The 19,223-nt window shown below is 65.1% G+C and carries 15 protein-coding genes; 12 read left to right on the top strand and 3 right to left on the bottom strand.

Annotated elements, in window-relative coordinates:
• Nucleotides 1-468 precede the first annotated feature (468 nt).
• Nucleotides 469-774: a hypothetical protein gene (locus EUA94_RS17785; RefSeq protein WP_129428242.1), complete on the bottom strand. Its 306-nt coding sequence runs from the start codon at nucleotides 772-774 to the stop codon at nucleotides 469-471.
• A 225-nt stretch (nucleotides 775-999) separates the two neighbouring features.
• On the opposite strand from EUA94_RS17785, the gene EUA94_RS17780 reads away from it, so the two are divergent.
• On the top strand, nucleotides 1,000-1,947 hold the full coding sequence (locus tag EUA94_RS17780; protein WP_129428241.1) for a lecithin retinol acyltransferase family protein: 948 nt from the start codon (nucleotides 1,000-1,002) through the stop codon (nucleotides 1,945-1,947).
• Nucleotides 1,948-2,409: 462 nt separating this feature from the next.
• Nucleotides 2,410-3,711 (top strand): GmrSD restriction endonuclease domain-containing protein, encoded by a 1,302-nt coding sequence (locus tag EUA94_RS17775; RefSeq protein ID WP_165356997.1) that lies wholly within the window; start codon nucleotides 2,410-2,412, stop codon nucleotides 3,709-3,711.
• Nucleotides 3,712-3,896: 185 nt separating this feature from the next.
• Here the strand turns inward: EUA94_RS17775 and EUA94_RS17770 are convergent, their stop codons facing one another.
• Together EUA94_RS17770 and EUA94_RS17765 are read right to left on the bottom strand one after the other, a co-directional pair.
• The gene (locus EUA94_RS17770; protein ID WP_129428239.1) at nucleotides 3,897-4,109 is read right to left on the bottom strand and encodes a hypothetical protein; all 213 of its coding nucleotides are present in this window, start codon (nucleotides 4,107-4,109) and stop codon (nucleotides 3,897-3,899) included.
• 529 nt (nucleotides 4,110-4,638) lie between these two features.
• On the bottom strand, nucleotides 4,639-5,142 hold the full coding sequence (locus EUA94_RS17765; RefSeq protein WP_129428238.1) for a macro domain-containing protein: 504 nt from the start codon (nucleotides 5,140-5,142) through the stop codon (nucleotides 4,639-4,641).
• A gap of 96 nt (nucleotides 5,143-5,238) precedes the next feature.
• On the opposite strand from EUA94_RS17765, the gene EUA94_RS17760 reads away from it, so the two are divergent.
• From EUA94_RS17760 to EUA94_RS17710, 10 genes are all read left to right on the top strand, one after another.
• Nucleotides 5,239-6,225, top strand: coding sequence for a hypothetical protein (locus tag EUA94_RS17760; RefSeq protein WP_129428237.1), 987 nt, complete (start codon nucleotides 5,239-5,241; stop codon nucleotides 6,223-6,225).
• 136 nt (nucleotides 6,226-6,361) lie between these two features.
• The gene (locus tag EUA94_RS23160) at nucleotides 6,362-7,018 is read left to right on the top strand and encodes a GIY-YIG nuclease family protein (RefSeq protein WP_422879906.1); all 657 of its coding nucleotides are present in this window, start codon (nucleotides 6,362-6,364) and stop codon (nucleotides 7,016-7,018) included.
• A gap of 188 nt (nucleotides 7,019-7,206) precedes the next feature.
• Nucleotides 7,207-8,202 carry an HNH endonuclease gene (locus EUA94_RS17750; protein WP_165356995.1) on the top strand — a complete coding sequence of 332 codons (996 nt, stop codon included), beginning with the start codon at nucleotides 7,207-7,209 and terminating at the stop codon, nucleotides 8,200-8,202.
• A gap of 168 nt (nucleotides 8,203-8,370) precedes the next feature.
• Nucleotides 8,371-9,621, top strand: a complete 1,251-nt coding sequence (locus EUA94_RS17745; RefSeq protein ID WP_129428234.1) for a hypothetical protein — start codon at nucleotides 8,371-8,373, stop codon at nucleotides 9,619-9,621.
• A 339-nt stretch (nucleotides 9,622-9,960) separates the two neighbouring features.
• Nucleotides 9,961-10,476, top strand: a complete 516-nt coding sequence (locus EUA94_RS17740; protein ID WP_129428233.1) for a hypothetical protein — start codon at nucleotides 9,961-9,963, stop codon at nucleotides 10,474-10,476.
• 890 nt (nucleotides 10,477-11,366) lie between these two features.
• Nucleotides 11,367-13,091: a hypothetical protein gene (locus EUA94_RS17735; RefSeq protein ID WP_129428232.1), complete on the top strand. Its 1,725-nt coding sequence runs from the start codon at nucleotides 11,367-11,369 to the stop codon at nucleotides 13,089-13,091.
• Nucleotides 13,092-13,150: 59 nt separating this feature from the next.
• Nucleotides 13,151-14,461, top strand: a complete 1,311-nt coding sequence (locus EUA94_RS17730) for a hypothetical protein (RefSeq protein WP_129428231.1) — start codon at nucleotides 13,151-13,153, stop codon at nucleotides 14,459-14,461.
• 432 nt (nucleotides 14,462-14,893) lie between these two features.
• Entirely contained in the window at nucleotides 14,894-15,571 is a 678-nt protein-coding gene (locus EUA94_RS17720) for a hypothetical protein (RefSeq protein ID WP_129428230.1), read from the top strand.
• 80 nt (nucleotides 15,572-15,651) lie between these two features.
• Nucleotides 15,652-16,896: a hypothetical protein gene (locus EUA94_RS17715; protein WP_129428229.1), complete on the top strand. Its 1,245-nt coding sequence runs from the start codon at nucleotides 15,652-15,654 to the stop codon at nucleotides 16,894-16,896.
• A gap of 2 nt (nucleotides 16,897-16,898) precedes the next feature.
• Nucleotides 16,899-19,217: a GAP1-N2 domain-containing protein gene (locus EUA94_RS17710; protein ID WP_129428228.1), complete on the top strand. Its 2,319-nt coding sequence runs from the start codon at nucleotides 16,899-16,901 to the stop codon at nucleotides 19,215-19,217.
• Nucleotides 19,218-19,223: the final 6 nt, after the last annotated feature.

Below are 19,223 nucleotides of genomic sequence, written 5' to 3'. Positions count from 1 at the left end.
CTGCGGCCACGATGTCGATTGTGAGGCCGCCGTTGCGTCCTCGCAGAGTAACCGTGCAATTTTCGCTGTACCCAAGTCAGGCCGTGTGCGCTCGGCGCGTGCGCACTGACTGCCAAAGGATGGTGATGACGAAACAGATGCAGGAACGGGTGCAAGAACTCTCCAGAGGTCCGTCGCGTGCGAGCTGCTCCCAAGAGGACGACGACTGCGGTGACGCTGAGCGGATCTACCTTCGCTCCACGGGCGCCGCGCGATCCACCCTTCGGCAAGTCGCGCGTGGTGTCTTCCGCTCGCAACCGGACCCTCTCGGCTGCCCTCGTGACGTGGTCGTTGTCGGGCCGGCGTCGGCATAGCCGTCGATCCTCATCAGCGGTCAGTCATGGCCCTGCTGAGACGTCCTCTGATTTGCCTTTGCACTGCCTTGGCGAAGTGCTCCGGGACGAGCGAATCTGTGTCCGTTTTCAACCACTAGGTGCCGGTAAGGCGCCCGTAATCGTTGAAGTCCACCTCGGCTGTCCATTCGGAAAGCCCACTGTTGGATCGCACGTAGAGAGTGACGGTCATCCCAGTGACCTCGACTCGATCCACCCGTTGCGTGCGCTTCGCGACATCACGGGCCATCTCAACAAAATCGCTCCGAGGCAGGCCGTCATCGAAGGAGAGTGGAGAGCTCTGACGACGCTTCGTCTCCTGGGCCTCGCGATACGCCGCGATGGCCATGACCGCCGTCACGACAACGCCGCCGCCAGTGAGCAGCTTCTCGATAAACCCCATGCCGTCCCCGATTCATCTCTTGTCCCACGAAAGGCTACCCGCCCCCACGGGACGGACGCGGAACTAATCGCTACGCCGGTGATGGCAGTCCCGCTGCCACGCGTCCATCCAACTTGACTGCGTGTTTGTCGAGGTGCGCCGACAGGGCGGCGGTGAGACGCGGTTTGTGCTCCGTTCATCAGATGCTGTGCGGTCCCGACTCAGACGCTCTACCTTTGCGAGCGATTGTCGGATCGATTCGAGGTAGACACAGTGACAAGAGCGGACCACATTTACGTCAGTCGTGGAGCGTATACGCATCACGGCATCGATGCCGGCGACGGAACGGTGATCCACTTCAGTGGAGAGCGAGGCGCGGCAAAGATCAACGCTGGCATCGAGCGCTCCCCGATGGCCGACTTCCTCAAGGACGGGGAACTCAAAATCCGGCGATACGGCAGGCGCGACAACCCCGACACGACCATCGCGCGGGCAGAGTCCCGTATCGGCGAGAAGGACTACCACCTCATCGTCAACAACTGCGAGCACTTCGCGACGTGGTGCTGCACCGGCATACGTTCTAGTGATCAAGTTCGAGGAGCGGGGAGCCTTACGGCGCATGGAGCGATTGCAGGCACGACGGTTGCAGCCACGACCGGAGTGGTGGGCGCAATGGGAGCCGTCAGTGGTCTAAGCGGAGCAGGGATCATGTCGGGTCTAGCCACCGCGGGCGGTGCAGTTGGCGGTGGTGCCGCAATCGGCCCTGCCATGATCGGCCTGGGCCCTGCAATCGTGAGTGTCGGGATTACTCAAGTAGCGCTGCGCGACAACGAAAATCTCCCGCAAGACGAGCGGAACGCACGACGCGACGGCAGAGCAGCTTCGATAGTCGGGGCGGGAGCGAGCACCATGGGAGGGGTCGCGGCCGTCAGCGTGGCCGGGACAGCGGGCTTGAGTGCCGCCGGCATCACGAGCGGCCTTGCCTCCATCGGCGCACTCGTAGGCGGTGGCATGGCGGCGGGAACCGTCGCCGTGGTTGCGGCACCGGCCGTCGTGGCGGCAGGCCTTGGCGCGGGCGTCTTCTTGGTGAGCCGCCGACTGAGAAGGCCAGTCGACGCCCATGAGGTCGGGACTATCCCTGCGCCGCCCTCCGACCTATATGCGGATAGTCCAGTCGATGAAGATGCGGAGTGACCCCAACTAGGGCCAGCCCACGCCCGCGGGCTCATGCGTGACCTGATCGGGCACCTGGGCACTTTGGACTTCATCGTCGGCAAGCAGACGCTGGTCTTCCTCGGCCCGCCCGGACCGGCATCCCCACTTGGCGACCGGGATCGCGATCCGTGCCTGCCAGGCCGCGCACCGGGTTCCGTTTCTTGCCGCCCCGAGGCACCCCCCGAGGCCCCGCTGGTCGCACCTCTCGGCACTGGACGCACCGCTCATGAGGTTCTTCCCAAACGCTCTGGCGTTTCAAAAAGGCGGTCAGAGAGACGGCCGCATATGCCAAGGGGTGCGGGCAGCGCCTTGGCAGGGTGCCCCCCCCCCCGCCCTGGCGCAGGGCTGACTGCGTCTCGCGTCCGCGCCGTGGCTAGGCAACGCAGAACTTCTGCTCGGATGCCTCTGCGCAACTTCATGCCAACGGGCTATGTTTCGTCTATGGAGTGCACACGCGTCGACTTTCATGTCTCTCGATTGAACCGCGAACGGAAGGTTATTGACCTGAATCCCGAGTACCAGCGAGAGGGTGGGGTGTGGTCGAAGGCTAAGCAGCAGCTGTTCATGGACTCGTTGGTTAATCGGTACGACATTCCGAAGATTTACCTACACAAACTTTCGCGGGATGACACTGGCAGCGACTATGCGGTCATTGATGGCAAGCAGCGAATTAGTACAGTATTCTCATTCCTGGCGGGCGATCTCGCGTTCGCTGACGACTTCGTCTACTCCGGCGCCGCCTGCGCAGATCCTCCGAAGGCTAAGGACCGATTCTCGGACCTGTCAGAGGCTGCACGCGACATCATTAAGGAATGCATTCTTGACGTTGTCGTCGTTGAAACAAAGGACTTGGAGGAGATTGAGGAACTTTTCTCTCGGTTAAACAATGGCGAGAAGTTGAACGCGGCCGAAACAAGGAACGCTTTCGGCGGAAAAATGGCGTCGCTCGTTAAGCAGGTGGCGCAGGACGACTTCTTCAAGAAGAAGCTGGGATTTCTAAATACCCGGTACTCCCACCTCGAGGTCGCATGCAAGTTGCTATACCTAGAGGACATGGCTGCCAAGAGTCCTAGGAAACTTGTTGTGGTCGATGTCAAGAAGAAGTTTCTCGACGAGTTCGTAAAAAGCAACAAAACAATTTCTGACGTCAATGCGAACAAGTTGGCGAAGCGTGTGACCGACAACCTGAAAGCGATGAAGCCCGTTTTCGAGGACAAAGACATCGAACTTGCGAAGCAGTCCTACCCGCAGCTGATGTATCTATTCTGCAACTCGATCCTCGGACAATACGGTGCGACCGACCTCAAGCCTCGAATGAAGAGGTTCCTCGCCGAGTTTCGCCTTGAGAGGCTGAACAACCTGGAACGCGACGAGGATTCGCGCGACGCAGAACTGTCCGAGTTCGGCAGGCTCATGCAGCAAGGTACAAACGATGCAGGAAGCATGGAGGAGCGCATCGCCATCCTTACCAAGCGCTTTCTGAGAGGGAACCAGGATGTCCAACTGAAGGACACGAAACGTGCTTTCACCTTGGAGGAGCGCTGGGTGTTGTGGCAGCGAAGCGGCAAGAAGTGTGAGAAGTGCAAAACGAAACTGGCCGCACTTGAAGATCTCGATGGGGACCACATCGTCTGGCACAAGGACGGCGGTCCAACGACCCTCGCTAACGCTCGTGCGCTTTGCGTAACTTGCAATCGCGGCGACAAGCAGACGCAGAAGAAGTTTGCGCAGGGTCTGGCATAACGGGCTGCCAAGCACAGCAAGCCAACCGGCGAGACCGACGCGAAGCTACCTAACCCGAGTAAACTCGGCGACAGCATCCCGTATCGACCAGGAGTTGTCACAATCCCAAGCAAGATCGAGATCTGACGACTTGGAAGGCCGGGCGGACTGACGCTCCCGCAGGAACGCTCTCATTGTGGACGCATCTACTCTCCCGAGTACGCTCGAATGAATTCTTCCGCCTCATTGACGTCGTCAAGCGTAAGGGAGTAGTTGACGTCCTTCCTCACCTCAGCCACGAACGTGCCGTCGCGCTTGGGCGTGAGTACGATTTCACCACCGGGGACCGGAATGGTCACCGGAGAATTGTTTGCCACTGATGCTCGGATTTGTTCGCGGAGTGCTCGCTTCTTGGTCATCGAGAGCTTCCTGCCAGTGTTGATTGGATATCTGCGGCGGCGAGATGTGTTCAGGTCGCGAACCAGAGAGCGCGAGCGAAGGGATGCCGTAGTGCCCCATGGTGACGCACATGACCGGCCATCCGCAGGTGCCTGCCGCGGATCAATCCCGGCCACCAGCGATGGCCCCGTAGGCCATAAGTGATGGGTCGGACAGTACGCATCGGTCACGACAGGCTCTGTGCAGGTCGCTCTCTAGCTTGTCACCTGTCAAGAACTCGAGCCGCTGCGGGGCAGCGTCGCGGACCTACATCACTTGGTAGACGACGAAGATGATGGCCGACGCTACGTGACGTCTCGTACCTGATGGACAATTCCGCCGACCCTGGCCGAGCTAGCCTGTCCGACGCGCCGGTAGTCGCGCGGCCCTCGGTGTCGGGACGGTCGGTCGTGCACGATCGCTGCGACGCGCCGGGCACCATCAGTCGTCGTCGTCCTCGAACTCTTCCAGCAGGCCGACTGTCCCGAACCTTGAGCCCCTAGTAGCTATTCACCGCACTCGTTCCAGCCGCGCCAAAACCTCGCCATGAGACCGCGCGCTGGACGCAACCATCCGGGCTTCTGAGATCCGAGTCTGTGCTGTCCGGAACACCTCCAGAGCGGCATCGATCGCGTCGAGCCTCGGCCAGCCATAGCTGCCCGCGCTGATCAAAGGGAACGCGACGGTTCGCGCGCCGAGTTCGTCGGCAACGGCAAGCGCCCGCTCGTAGCAGGAGGTCAGGAGCGATCGGTCGCGCTTGCCACGTCTGAAGTTCGGACCAACCACGTGAATGACCCACTGCGCAGGCATCGCGCCCGCCGTGGTCCATCCAGCGGCGCCTGTCGCTAGTCCCGCTGGAAACCGGCGACGGCAGTCCTCGAGGACCTCACGCCCCCCAGCAGCATGGATAGCACCATCGACGCCGCCGCCACCGCGCATTCGCCGGTTGGCCGCGTTCACAACTGCATCGACGTTCTGAACGGTGATGTCGCCTTGCACGACGGTGACCTCCATGCAGCCACGGTAGTAGTCAGGCCACGGGGCCCATGGGAGTCGCAGGCGTTAGCCAAGCCCACACGGGTCTCGCGTCGGCAGGCCTAGGCTCTCCGCATGTGGGAGAGCCCAACAACCTTGTGGCGACGCCTGAATCTGGGTCGGGAGGAGTACATTCAGCGACTCGTCACCACCCTGATCCTCGACGGTGACCCGCCACCGTGGAACACGCCACGATCGCCGGGCGATTCGGGGCGAAGATTCCTCCAACTCTTGGATGAGGCTGCCCACGGCACGCACTCCCGCGGACCATCCACGGGTCCTCTAGAGACGTTCATCGATGAGTACCTGCTGCCCAAGCTCGAGGATGACGCGGCCAACGGGTGGCCGGACTGGGCGGTCTTGGGACCTGCCCGGGTCTGGATCATCGAGCTCAAGACCGAGGCAGGCAGTCACCGTTCCGACCAGTTGCCCTATTACCTGCGACTGGCCGCGGCGGCCCACCCGAACTGCAGCCTGGACCTGACGTACATCACCGGACGTCTAGCCAAACCGGCTCCGACTTTGCTCGACGGCCAGCGCTACAGCCACCTCACTTGGGACAAGGTCCTCCCGCTGATCGAGGGAACCTGGGGCGACGACACGCGCCCAGAGGTCGCGGCGTACATGGAAATGCTCACCATGCTCGTCAGCAATCTCGGAGAACTCAGGCCGTCAGAACAACGCCAGATGGTCGTTGGCCAGTTGGACGAAGTGGACACTGGCCGTACCTCAGAACTTGAGGTGGCGGAGAAGTCCGCCACGCCGCGACCAGCCATTGCCACATCTCAAGAGTTACCAGACGTTATCGCCCTGGCCCGCGCCACTGCTACTGACGGCCACCAACGTGCCGTCGGCGCAAAGGATCCCGAAGATCTCGAGGCTCTACACGACCGCGCTCTGGCTGAAATCGGCAGCCTCGGACCGGATGACGCCACCCGATTCGTCCTTCCGTGGCTGTGGGACGCCACGCGAACTGGCGGCCGGGCCGTGACTGCCGAGGGCGAGGAATTCGGATACGAGCTTAGGTTTTCGCGGTACAAGAAGCTCCAGGTGAGAGCCTGACCGGCCGCATCGCCCGGGGGGTCATCTGCGCACAGAGCAGCGCGCGGGCGGTTCATGTGCCGGGTCCCGGAATACACGACAGCAAGCGTGACCTAGGCGGGGAAGGCGCTTGACTTCGCTGTTACCTAGGTGCGCCATGACGCGGCGGAATGGGGCACGGGAGACGGCTGCTCCGTGGGATGGTTCGCGAATGGACGTGGAGCCAACCCACGAGGCAGCTGCACTGCTACTCCGACCACACCGTCTGTTCACGCGTGACGAGGTCCTTGGGCACCCTTGTCCCGTTGCGGCCACACCCGGCGTATACGCGTGGTACTTCGACGAGGTCCCTGCAGTTGTACCTACCGACGGCTGTGTGAGGCACGACGGCCACACCCTGCTGTATGTCGGCATCTCGCCGGGCAAACCGCCAGCCAACGGCCGTGGCCCCAGCCGTCAGACAGTGCGCTCTCGCCTGCGGTATCACTACCGCGGGAACGCTTACGGATCGACTCTGCGCCTCACACTCGGCTCACTGCTAGCTGACGACCTCGGTATCGAGCTCCGGCTTGTTGGAAGCGGAACCCGTCTTACGTTCGCCTCCGGCGAGGCCGAGCTCTCCAGATGGATGGGTCGACACGCCCACGTGTGTTGGCTGGAGACCCCCGAGCCGTGGCTCCTCGAGCACGACATGCTCCAGCACAACGTGCTGCCGCTGAATCTGGACCAGAACGGCCACTCTCCGTTCCGACAGACACTGAGTGCCATCCGAGGCGCACAGCGCGCTCGGGCTCGAAGCCTCCCAGTCATCTGAAGCAGAGGTACGCACCCACTCACTCCGCGGCGCAACGTGCTCGGATAGTCGCGGCGAGCCTCGTAGATCTGGGGTGTCGCCGAGCGCCCAGCTCGGCGGCGACCGCCTTGGGGAGGTTTCGCATGCCGAACAGGCGGCGAAGGGCGCAGCCTGTCGGCGGCGACGTCGGCCACTCCTATGCTGCCCTCATGAGGATCGTCGTTGGCGTCACGGACAACCACTGGGCCTCATTCCTCCGAGACCGGGATGACGTCACCGAAGCCAACTTCTGGCAGCCGTCATCACACGGCTTCAAGGCACTTGCCCCTGGCGAACCGTTCTTGTTCAAGACCAAGGACCCGAAGAAGTTCAATGGCTTCGATATCCCCGGGTACCACCTGGTCGGCGGAGGCTTCTTCGACGAGTACGTCGAGATGCGGGTGAGCGAGGCGTGGACGATCTGGGGGGTAGCCAACGGCGTGGGCAGCGAAGCTGAACTGCTGATGCGCGCACAGGGGTACCGAGCGCGTTCGACTTCATCGGTCGATCCCGACCCGACCATCGGCTGCATCATCCTTCGCAACATCTTCTTCGCCGAGCGCGGTAGCGAGATACCTGAGCCCCCGCACTGGGCACGAAACATCGTGACCTACGCCGGCTACGACCTCGACAGCGCGGAGCCGCGCCAGGACAGCGAGTACGTCATGGACGCCTTCGCCGCGCTGCAACATGGAGCACGCGTTGACTACGCGTGGGAGCCAGACCTTCGCGGGGTCAAGCTTGATTGGGAGGGACCGCGCTACGGCCCACCTGTACTCGTCAGGCCGCGGATGGGTCAAGGCCACTTCAAACGCGCTGTCGCGGCAGCTTATGGACACCGGTGTGCTGTCACCGCGAGTGCCACGTTCCCGAGCCTCGAAGCAGCACACATTATGCCTTTCGCAGAGGGTGGCGAGCATGCCGTCGCCAATGGTCTGCTGCTCCGCACGGACGTTCACCGCTTGTACGATCGCGGGTATCTCAGCGTGGACGCCGACCTCCGGCTCAGGGTTTCTCCTCAGCTGCGCGAACACGGCTGGAACGGAGAAGAGTTCTATGCACGTGAAGCGGCTGGTTACGTGATTCCAGCGCCAACCGACGCGGACCTCCAGCCCCGACAGGACGCGCTTGCCTGGCACTACGAGACGCTCTTTCGGGCCGCTTGAGCCGATCTGCCGCGAACCACTGACCCAAAACGCCGTTTCGCGGCGGAATGGGCTAAGTCCGCTGACACCGCTTGCGCAAAGGACCGTCAAGAGTCAGTCGACTTGCGCGCGGCGGTACGCATCGGTCATTCGCGCAATCACTTGCGGCATTCGAACTAGCCTGAGCTGGTGATTCCCACGCTAATTGCCGGTTCCATTCTCATGCTGGTCGTCCTCACCTGGACGCTGTGGCGACGCACCCGCAAGCTCCCTGCGGAGCCAGGCAAGGATCAGCCCGCTGTCGCGGCCGTCGCAACGGCCTACCCCTCGTCGGGCCTCCTTGTCTCCGAAGCGGTCCTGCGCTCCACAGAGTCGGGCTCGATCTCCGTCTGGGAGGCCCTCGAAACAGCTGCGTTGCCGATCGCTGTCGAGTACCACCCAGTCACCGAGCTCGAGATCACGAGGTACAGGACGGTGCCGATCAATACGTCCGCTCAGCAGTCGGTCGTCGACATCGTGAAGGCGCTCGACCCGAAGAGCCCCACTCTTTACAAAGTGGTGCTGCCGAAGGGGGCAGAGCTGGTCAAGGCAGTTGGTCAATCCGGCTTCCGGGGCTTTTCGCGGACGGGGGGAAGGACTGCCCATGCCGTGCTTAAACCGGTCGCAGTCGGCGGCGCGCTCGCGGCGAGCTGGCCGGTCTTCGCAGTGGCCGGGACGGTCATGGCGGTGGATATGGCGGGGCAACGTCAGCTACGTGCGCACCAGCAGCAGGTCGAGGCCATCCTCGGTCGTCAGGAGGAGCGCAACTACATCGACCGAATCACGGACCAACGATCTGCAGATGAACTGCTAACTCGGGCCATCAGCCTGATGCTCGATGGCCGCAACCCGCACATGGAGTTAGCACTGAAGAGTGCGATCGACGAGTTCCATCGCGCACAGGAGACCCTGAAGAGTTTGTACGGCACTATCGAGGGACTGGTGGAGCCTGACGGCAAGGTTAACTACCGCAAGCTTGAGGCGAAGCTCGGGAAGATCGACAAGTTGGAGTACGTCACGCGGGAACTGAATCTGGCGCGGGGCGCGATCGCTATCAGGCGCAAGGCACTTGTTGCCGCCGCAGCGGCGGCGTCGCTAGAAGACCCGGTCAACCCGTACACGGCACTGCGCAAGCTCTTAGCCGGGCAGGTCGACCAACTGAAGGACGCAGAAGCTCTCACCGCGGATCTCACCGCTCGACTCACCGGGATCCAGCTCAAGGGTGGCTGGTCTGTTCCTAAGGCAGTGAAGATGCAAGAGCGCATACGTGCGCTCGCGGCAACACCGACGGTCACCGAGTCCGAGTTGCAGTTCCTCCGAACTGCTGAGGGCGAGATCCTGCAGGTGGTTGCTATAGATGACGACGACGAGGTCCCAGAGCCGATCACAACTATTACGTGATGTCGGGCTCCCCGGAGCCTTTCATCGAGGAGGTCACAGCGATGGCGTCGGTTTCACCGGATCCGCGCGCCCGGGTCGCGGCGGAATGGGCGCACTCTCATTAGGTTCAGTCACGCCGCCCAACAGTGCCGAGCGGGTGCTCGACGACGACTCGGCCATAAGACCATGCCTCCCCACAGATGTCTGCGTCAGCCTACGACTTTGGACAGACCCAAGCCCGTGGCGACCAGCCCTCCTCACGCAGCGCCGGTCACGCTTCATGCGCAGATCGCCAGGAACGCGGATAGTGTTCCAGAGTCTGGTACAGTGCGTGGTGTACCTATTCCACGAGGAGTCTCCATGACAATCACGCCCAGCAGCACCGACGCCAACACAGGCTTTCAGTACATCCCGGTTCCGAATGAGTACGTTCCGGCAGTCCTGACCTTCTTGGCTGGCTGCCTCCGCCCCACGGGGGCTGCCACGGATCCTGCTGAGACCGCGGTGAGCACAGAGCACTCTCCTGACGGTTGGACTGACGAGCTCTTAATCCGCTTCGCGAGCATGGACACCAAGACGAGCAGGACGGTGGTGGCAATGCTCGACCATCTTTCGGATCGCCCAGGCGAGGCGGCGGCGGTGAGCACTTCCGAGTTGGCAGAAGCGATAGATCGGGACTACTTCGTCATGAAGAACGTGCCAACGCAGATCGCCCGCACTCTCGGAAAGCACTTCCCAGGACTCGGCACTCCGTGCATCCACCGTTGGGGCCCCGAGTTCTCCCCCGCGCGACCTGACGAAGTCTTCTTCTTCGTCACGGCGGAACGCGCAGACCAGTGGAAGCGTCTCCAAGAGTCACGACAATCATCGCGCTAGGAGCGGCGCGTCTAGTGGGCGAAGTACACCTGCGTTGGTGCCATGGGGCGTCCGTCGCATTAGCTGGCACGCTTCCTGCAACCAGGACATCCACTCCAACCAGTCGACCCCACGATTCACGGTGCAGGAACGGTTGCAGGAACCCCTCCAGAAGCCTGTTTGATAACGATTTGCCGCACGCCCCACCACAAGCCCTCACGTGGCGTCCGACACGCCTCTGACCTGCGCAAACGTGCGTGCCGCTTCCTCAAAGATGACGGACCTGGAATGGGCCCGAAAAAGGTTACGCGCTGCTACGGATCAGAAAGCTTAGGTTTCGAATCCATACAGGTGACCAGGTCGATGAAGCCGGGTCCACTTGCTGACCTGCGGCTTCGTCGTTCTCGGAATCGGGGACATCGCCCGCTGTCAGAGGACGCGGCGTGCGCGCCAGGTGAGTCGTTGGTGCTGATGGCCAGGGACCCCGATCCGACAGACATGACTTGCGGCAGTGGTGCTTGCAGGAACCTTCCGAGCAAGCGACCTGCGCGACAGGCGTTTCAGGGCATCGCGGAAACCCCGGTTGGGCCGCTCTGCCTGCAGCCCCCACACACCGCCGACATCGCATCATCGAGTTGCACGCCTCGCAGCATCGAGTACGCGATCGCGACCGTGCGCGTGCGCGTCTTCGATGACTTCGCCTCCGCATGCTCGGAGGAAGGAGCCCGACCCCCCCACGCAACCCACCGGGATGAATGCTCGAAGCTGGTTCCGCGAATCCGGTCCCTCGACCGATGCCGCCGATGCAGGCTTGCACCGTGCCCGCCTACCGACGAGTGACCACTCCTGAAGGTGCCCGAGCTCTGGCAACGCGCCTGAACGGGAACGCAAGGGACCGACCCGTCATCGTGGTGACGACGCCGCACGGCAGGACGGAGCCGTGGATCGACATCGAGGAGATCGTCGACCAGGTCGGCGACATCGCCGAGATCTATCTCGTGCCCACTGGCCCGCACTCGTGGGACCTGTCCAACAACCTCCCGGCCATGACACAGGTCTACGGCGGCGCCGGACGGGTCTATCCGGTTGGCCACGAATGGGCGAGCGATCCGCGACGGTCCCCGCTGCGGTTCGCCTACAGCGCCGCAGAGGGCCCGAAGTCGACCACCGCTCTCATCGATGACGCACTCCACATGGCGACCGAAGCCGGCCTCTTCGACAACGTGCAGACAACGGCGCGCGTACGCCTCACGGGTGTCGTGGTCGGCATCGTGGCCGACCGTGCGATGGTGAAGTTGGACGGGCGCGTCGGCATCGTCCCGGACGCCCTGGCCTTCCCCGGTCTGCCGCTGGAACGGTCGCTCCAGCCCGGCCAGGAGGTGACGGGGCTGTACGACGCCGACAGCCGCTGGTTCGACGTACGCGAGTCCCGCCTCGAACCGGACGTCGCGCTCTCGTCGTACGCGGCCGACGACGTCGTCCTGGTCCAGGTCGAGTCCGTCGAAGCCGACCGTGCGTCGGTCTTCCTGCACCCGCTCGTCACCGTGGACGTGACGCACACTGCCGTCACCTCCAACCCGCTCGACGACCTATCCGACCTACTGACTCCCGGCGAGGTGCTGCCGGCACGCGTCCTCGCGACAGGGGGCGAATGGCACCTCAGCCTGCTCGACATCGACGACGACGAGGAACCGGTCGCGGCTGCCGCCCTCTTCGCGGGCGGCCCACCTTGGCTGGTCGCGGCGATCCCGGCAGATGTCTCGGAGCAGGCCGCGCCTGCCACGGCACCCATCGAGGTGGTGTCGTTCGACGTCGAGATCGACGTGGCCGACCCGCACGCCGAGACGCATGCCCCCGACGCGCCAGTGAACACGCCGGCACCAGCCGGTCCGAGTCCAGCGATGTTCGATCGCAGCCGCGCCGTCCGACGGCGCCCGATGCCGGAACCGGCAGAAGCCCCAGCAGGGCCACCGGCCGCAGCGGTCGAGAGCGCCAGCACGAAGTCGATGTCCCTGACCATCGCATCCCTCCAAGCAGAGGTGCGCACCGCAAAGAGACAACGAGACGAGGTGCACGGACAGGCGCAGGGGTTCGCGATCGAGCTGGAGCACCTGCGCACGGAGCTGCGCCAGGTCGAGGACCACGTACGCCGGCTTACGCAGCAGCTTGAGCAGTCCCGGACGAAGCTGCGGAAGTCGCGAGCGACCTCCAGTCCAACTGATGCGCCGGCCTTCGCCGACCCGGAGCGGGGTTTTCGCTTCCTCGTGGAGCGGGCGTGGGCCACGCGCATCCCAGCCGCGGAGCAGCCGACCTGCCCCTTGGGCGACTACTCAATGGGTACGGGCTTCTTGGGGAGCCTCGACGCCCTGCACGGTCTCGCCACGGATCGTGTCGCCGACGTGGTGATGGAAGTAGTCACTGGGAAGGCCGCGCTGTCGGGGGGCCGCGAGCTCCACCAGCTCCGTACGGACGACGCCGGCGGTTCGCCCCAGAGGCTGCGCGAGGACGGGGCACGGGCCTGGCGGGTCAGCCTCCAGTCCAACACCCCGGCCGCACGCCGGCTCCACTACTGGGTGCTGCCTGACGGCTCGATCGAGCTCGCCAAAGTCGGCGTGCACGACGACATGCGCATCTGATCCGGCAAGGTCGGACGAAATTGATGCCTCGCACGATGGGCCCCTGCGAGGATGCGCTCGTGACCTCGATCTCGGACATCCCGACGCCGCCTTACACCGTCCACCTGAGCGACGGATCGGGCGGCGAGGTCGAGTTCGGGTACACCGAGGGCCTGCTCGAGGTCCTGGGCCACGAGCTGCTGGTGTGGACCCGTCCCACGGACGGGATCGACCCCGGGCTCGACTGGCCGGGCCCGAAGGCGGGCCGGCGCTCCGTGCAGAACACGTGCTTCCGCATCCTCGCGGCGGTGGAGCAGGGGACTTTCGAGTACGACAAGCCGATGGAGTTCGACCTGCCCAACGGCACCACGGTCCTCATCGTCCGCGAGCCGGAGACGGCCGAAGCGGTGCACGCGACCGCGCTGGCTCCGCACACTCCCGTCGCTCGCGTGGGCTGGGAGCTCCGGCGCAACGACTTCGGCCCCCTTCTGCCCGTCAGCGCTGCGGAGCTTCCCGGGCTCATCCGCAAGTGCCAAGAAGTCGTCAACAGGCTGCCGTGGGACGCGACTGTGCCGCACGACCTCACGATCGACGCTGCCTCGCTTGGCGCGGACAGCTTCCCCGTGTCGGACACCTACGGACCAGCAAGCCCGCTGGTGCGCGCCGTGGCCGCGTCTCTCGTCACGGCAGACGAGGTCGTCGTTGGAGGTCTGCTCGACAACGCCTACCTCCTGCGCGACGTGGGAGAGTCACAGCATCGGTTCGACAGTCGCTTGTCCACCATCGCTCGTGGCGCCGGCAGGTCGGCCGCCGCGTCTCGGTGCGAGGAGCTCGCCAAGTCCCTGTCGATCGCCACGCCGGAAGACACGAACGCCGAGCGCCTTGAGATGGCGGTGCGGGTGACGCTCAAGACGGCCGCGCTCCACGACCGGCTCGACGCCGCCGACCGCATGCGAGGCTACGGCCCCTGGGAGGCGAGCCTCTACTACCCAGACCGCCCGCCCGGCCAGGCCGCGGCAAATGAAGCCATCGCCTCTGTCGAGGCCGCGCTCGCGGCGTTGTCCCCGGCCGCGCTCGTGAAGATTGTCGAGAGACACGGCGAGGAGAGCGGGTACGAGGACCTCGACATCTACGCCGTCACGCACCGCACCGGACTGCCTCGTGGTCACCGTCTGCTTGAGGAGCTCTCGGACCGGACGGGCCGCCACGTCGAGGAAGTCCGTCCGCTCACCACGACGCTGCTCTCGGCTGCGGCGTGGCGCATGGAGGCCGGTGAGGACGACGACGACACGTCGGCGTACGTCGGGTGGGGACTGGTCGACGAGTACGGCGACCTGCTCCCCAGCCTTGAGCTTCTTCTGCGACTCGGGCCAAGGCCTGAGGACTACTGATCCTGCATCTGGACACATTCCGGCGCGCAAGATGCGAGACACCTTGGATAGTTGCTCTCTGCCTCCGTCAGGCCTCGCTCGTGGGTGGAAACCTCATCACAGTCCGCGGTGGGGAGCCAAAGAAGGGATGAGCCGGAGCGTTCTGACCACGACGTCGGGGTCGCGACGCGCGCCTGATCCGCCCGTGGGCAAACGAGGCTGAGCGCGGCTACCACGTCGAGGCGATTAAGGCGCTGGAGAGTCGTATGCGGTGGTGGGTGCTGAGAACTCGCGCCGAGCCGGTGCAGGTCGAGGCCGTACGCCTTACCGCAGAAAAACTTGCCGCGGTCGACGCGATGAGTGAGGGCACATCTCATCATGCGAGGAACCCGTACCGGCAAGAAAGCAACTTATTGCCAACCTGTGACCCCCGGCTCCCATATTCTTCTCGCGATGAGCGCCTTACCAAGGGCGCCCGGCAAGAGAAATCGGGAAAATGCGATGTCGGTTGTGTTCAACATTGCGCTCCATATCCTGCTCGCAGGCTCAATGCTCGTCTTTGTCTACTCGCTCGTGCGAGCCGCATGGGACGAGCCCAACGGACGTGAGCGCAGCGTCAGAATCATGGCGCTAGCGGCGGGTGCGCTAGTTACGCTGGGCGCGGCCGCCTCCGGCGCGAGCTACGCGACCTTCACGGTCGACGCCCTTGCCGGCAGTCGGCCGGCCAGCTTCGTGGCGAACGTCGGGGCGACGATCCTCCCGGCTCTTCTCGGATTCGGGCTCGGCTTCTTCCTCACCCGGCAGACCACCCGCGACGAGTACATGGCGATGCGCATCCTGTGCTTCGTCGGCATGCTCACAGCTGTCGCGTTCCTCCAGGTCTACGCCGAGGCGACCAAGGTCAACGGGGTGTTCCTCGGGAAGGCGTCTCTGCCGAACGTCTCATTCGTAGCCGGCATCATTCTTACGATGCTGTTCACGCTGCCGACCGGTCTCGAAAGGTCGGGGGCCGGGGCCGGACTCCGCTCGCGGATCTCGTCGCTGATGGGCTGGCGCACGTCCGACGACGGCCCGCGCCCGACACCGCCTCCGCAGAGCGGTCGCAACCGTTACGACCCCTTTCAGGACTGACCGTGACCTCCTCGTTCCGTCGACTCTGCCCCTACTGCGGGAGCGGCTTCGACATCCGGCTGAGCCCCATTGTGTCGGCTGTGACTGCAGCGGCACCTGCTCGCGGCTTGCCCCGGCCCGCCGAGGCGGTCCTTCCGGCCCCTCGTGAAGACATCGCCGGCAAGGATGTCGACGCCGACTGGGGCACGTCGCCCAGCGACGCGGAGGCCGAGGTCGAGCCCCGCCGGCTCCATCCCATCGACGAGGCAGCGGCGGCGAGCCTCGACGTCGGTGGCGAGGAGTCGCTCCTGTCGGACGGGGTGCTCTGGCGCCCGTCAGTCGCCGTCCCTGTCGCGCCGCGCCGTAACGCCTTGCGCGATCTGGTCGCCGCCCCGACTCCGAGCCAGGAGCGCCCGGTCGAGCCGCTGTCAGGCTTCCCGGCGGAGTCCATGCCGCGCCGGGCGTGCCCGAACTGCATGCGCGCCATGCCCAAGGACATCGACGACCGTCAGCTGCACGTGCTGGCCATCGTCGGCGTGACGGGCGCCACGAAGTCGCACTTCTTCGCCTCGGCGATGGGCCTCGCCGAGAACAAGCAGGTGCTTCGCGACCTCGGGTGCACCGAGTTCGAGGTCGCCGCGGGCAGCGGCTCGTCCTTCTATGAGGACTACTACGTGCCCTTCTTCAAGAAGGGCGAGGAACTGGAGGGAACCCCCAATGACGATTCGGTCCGCTTCAAGAGCATCACCTTCCGGGTGACGTTCGAGGGCCATCCCCCCTTCCTGCTGATGACGCACGACGTGAGCGGTGAGGCTCTGTCCAATGAGCAGTCCCGCGCCGTCGTGACGCCCTTCGTCCGCCGTGCCTCGGGCGTCGTGTTCATGGTCGACCCCGGAGAGTTCGACGAGCTCTACGACGCGCTGCCCGAGGTGGAGACCCACCCCGTGAAGGAGCGCCGGATCTCTCAGGGCGCGCTCCTGGGGCACCTGCTGGACGAGATCGAGCTCCAGCCCGGCGGCCGTGACGTACCGGTCTCCGTGGTGGTGACCAAGTCCGACCTGCTCGTCTCCGCCATGGGCCGCGACTTCACCTTCAGCCGCAACAGCGAGCGAGGGTCGGGGTGGACGCGTGACATCCTCGAGGTGGACGCCGAGGTGCGTACGATGCTCGACGCCCTGGGCGAGGTCCAGCTTCTCCAGAACGCGGGCAGACACGGCAGCGTCATGTTCCACGCAGTCTCACCGTCGGGCGGTCGTCCAGGGTCGGCCGGCTACACCCGGCCTCGTCCCATCAGGGTCGAGGAGCCGCTCGGCACCGTGCTGCGTGCCATCAGCCGTATCCACTGACGATGGTGCTCGAGCAGCTTCACTACACCTGGGCCCACCGTGGGCTTGCGGGACTGAGCGGGTTCCAGCCCGTCGCGGCCTCGGAGGGCATCCAGCGATCGCCCTCCATGTGGGCGTTCGCCCTGGGTCTCTGCCGCTTCGACGCGAGCGCGAACAACGCGCCTCTGGCGTCTCGTTCGCTCGGGTGGCTCACCCTGCCGCGGTACCGCTGCGTGTTCGTACGGACGCCGTCCGGTCGAGACGGATACGGCCGACCGGGAAACTTCGCTGCCCACGTCCTCGTCGGCCCGCGGGACGAGCTGACCACCGGGGCAGCTCTCGCCTTTCTGAACCACGGCTCGATGTGGACCGGCATGAACCCGGAGGACGAGGTCCCCCCTCTTCTCCCGCCGTTCGAGCTCATGGACACGCCCAGCCAGGGCCAGTCGCCGGAGACGCCCGAGCCTGCCATGTCCCCGGCCATGGCCAGGGCCGTGATGTCCGGTCTGCGGTCGGTGCTCGACGAGCCGCCTCCTCGGCTGCTGAGCGGGTTGTACCTCCTCGAGCACCGTTTCCCCGGCATCCTCGACGACATGTCCGTCTCGACCTACGAGCGCCTGCCGTCGGTCACCCATCTGGTGCTCGCGGACCGGCCGTTCCTGTCGTACTTCGACATCATCGGGTCCGGTGGGGCGGTGACACGCGCGGACGCGCGGGCGCAGGGCTTCGAGTTCGTGGACGACGGCTGGCGCGGCGACCTCGGCGTGGAGCAGACCACCGCGGCGATGCTGTCGAGCTCCGCCGTCACGACCAGGCGCCTCGAGAAGTCATGGAGCGGCATCCCCCGCGGGCAGCACCGGTTCGGGCTGTTCCGGCGCACCGCGCGCGTCCTCGCCCTGGCCGAGGCCGGCGATCGGGCGGCCACGAGCGACCTGCGCGGGCTGCTGGGAGAGGCAGGGCTCGTGCAGGAGCTGGTCGACGATTCCCAGCTGCGCGCCCTGGTGGCCCGCAGCTTCATCGTGGGCGATCCCGAGGTCGAGCTGCCCTTGGCCGGAGTCTTCTCCGCGCTCTCGCAGGACACCCAGATCGCCCTGGCCGAGGACATGGCCCGCGCCTGCTCCCGGCTGTCCCCCCAGGATCTCGGCGCCGCGACGCAGCGGGCCGCACACCTGGGTGCGGGCGGTGCTCGGCTGTTTGCCGCCGCCTGCCTCCAGGAGGCACCGCGGTTCGCGACCGGTGCGGACAAGTGGCCCCGCAGCCTGGTGCTGCTCGCACTGTCCACGCTCCCGCCCGACGGAGCGTGGCCCGCAGGCTTCGAGGAGCGCAGCGCGGCCTTCATGTCGGACATCGCCCGCAGCACCGCGATCAGTGACGCCACCTTCGTGCGGCTGTGGCACCGTCGGATGCGGCTCGGCGGGGACGGCCTGCTCCAGGCGCTGGTCGCGAGCCCCGGGCGTCTTCCGGGCGTCGTCCGGCAGCTCGGGTCGGCGTCGACCGTGTCCGTGCTCGAACCGGTCACGGATCCCACGACGGTCATGGACCTCCTCATCACGTCCCAAGTCGACCTCGGCGACGACATCACGAACTGGGCATCCCACGCCCTCGCCGATCAGCGACCACATCAGCGGCTGACCGAGCTGCTCCGGCTCCAGCCACAGGTGACCAGCACGCATCGGGCATGGTCCGACCTGGCGCTGGACGTGTTCGAGGACGTCGTCACCGAGGAGCTGAACGACCCCTCCCGCAGACTGCTGGCCGACGGGCGGCTGCTCGAGCTGGAGAAGGGACTCGGATTCTCGGACGCCGATGGATGGCGCCATCTGCTCCACACACTGACGAGCGAGGTCGCCCGAATGACGGCCATGAGCGAGGCTCCGTTGGAAGTGCGGGAGGATGTGCGCGCGATCGCTGCGACGTACGCCATCGATCTCGTGCTCAACCGTCGTCGCCCGTCCGCGGGGGAGGCGTACCTCCTCGACCAGCTCGACAACCGAGGCGGCCTGACCGAGACCGAGGGGGCGCGTGCTCTCCTCCAAGCGGGCCTGCGGGGATGCATCGCCTACCAGAGGGTCACGCCGGCGGCCACGGCGATCCGCAACATCTACCACCGGGTGGCGTTGGAGCGCCTCCCGGTGCGCAGGACTTGGAACAACGGGACGGTGCTGTCTGACAACGAGCTCCAGCGTCGCGCCAGCGACATCGTGGCGAGGTCTCTGACGATGCTCAGCGGATCTGCCAAGCTCCGGGGGAGGCGAGCTGCCGATCTGTTCGTCGCCGATTGCCACCGGATCCGCTTTCACGACTCCGATCCCGCGCAGCGATGGTTCCACGCCTTCTTCTGAGCGCCG

Source organism: Nocardioides zhouii (assembly GCF_004137345.1).
In the GTDB taxonomy this organism is placed as follows: Bacteria; Actinomycetota; Actinomycetes; order Propionibacteriales; family Nocardioidaceae; genus Nocardioides; species Nocardioides zhouii.
Note: the sequence above shows the minus strand (reverse complement) of the source record. Positions and strands in the feature narration are given on the sequence as shown.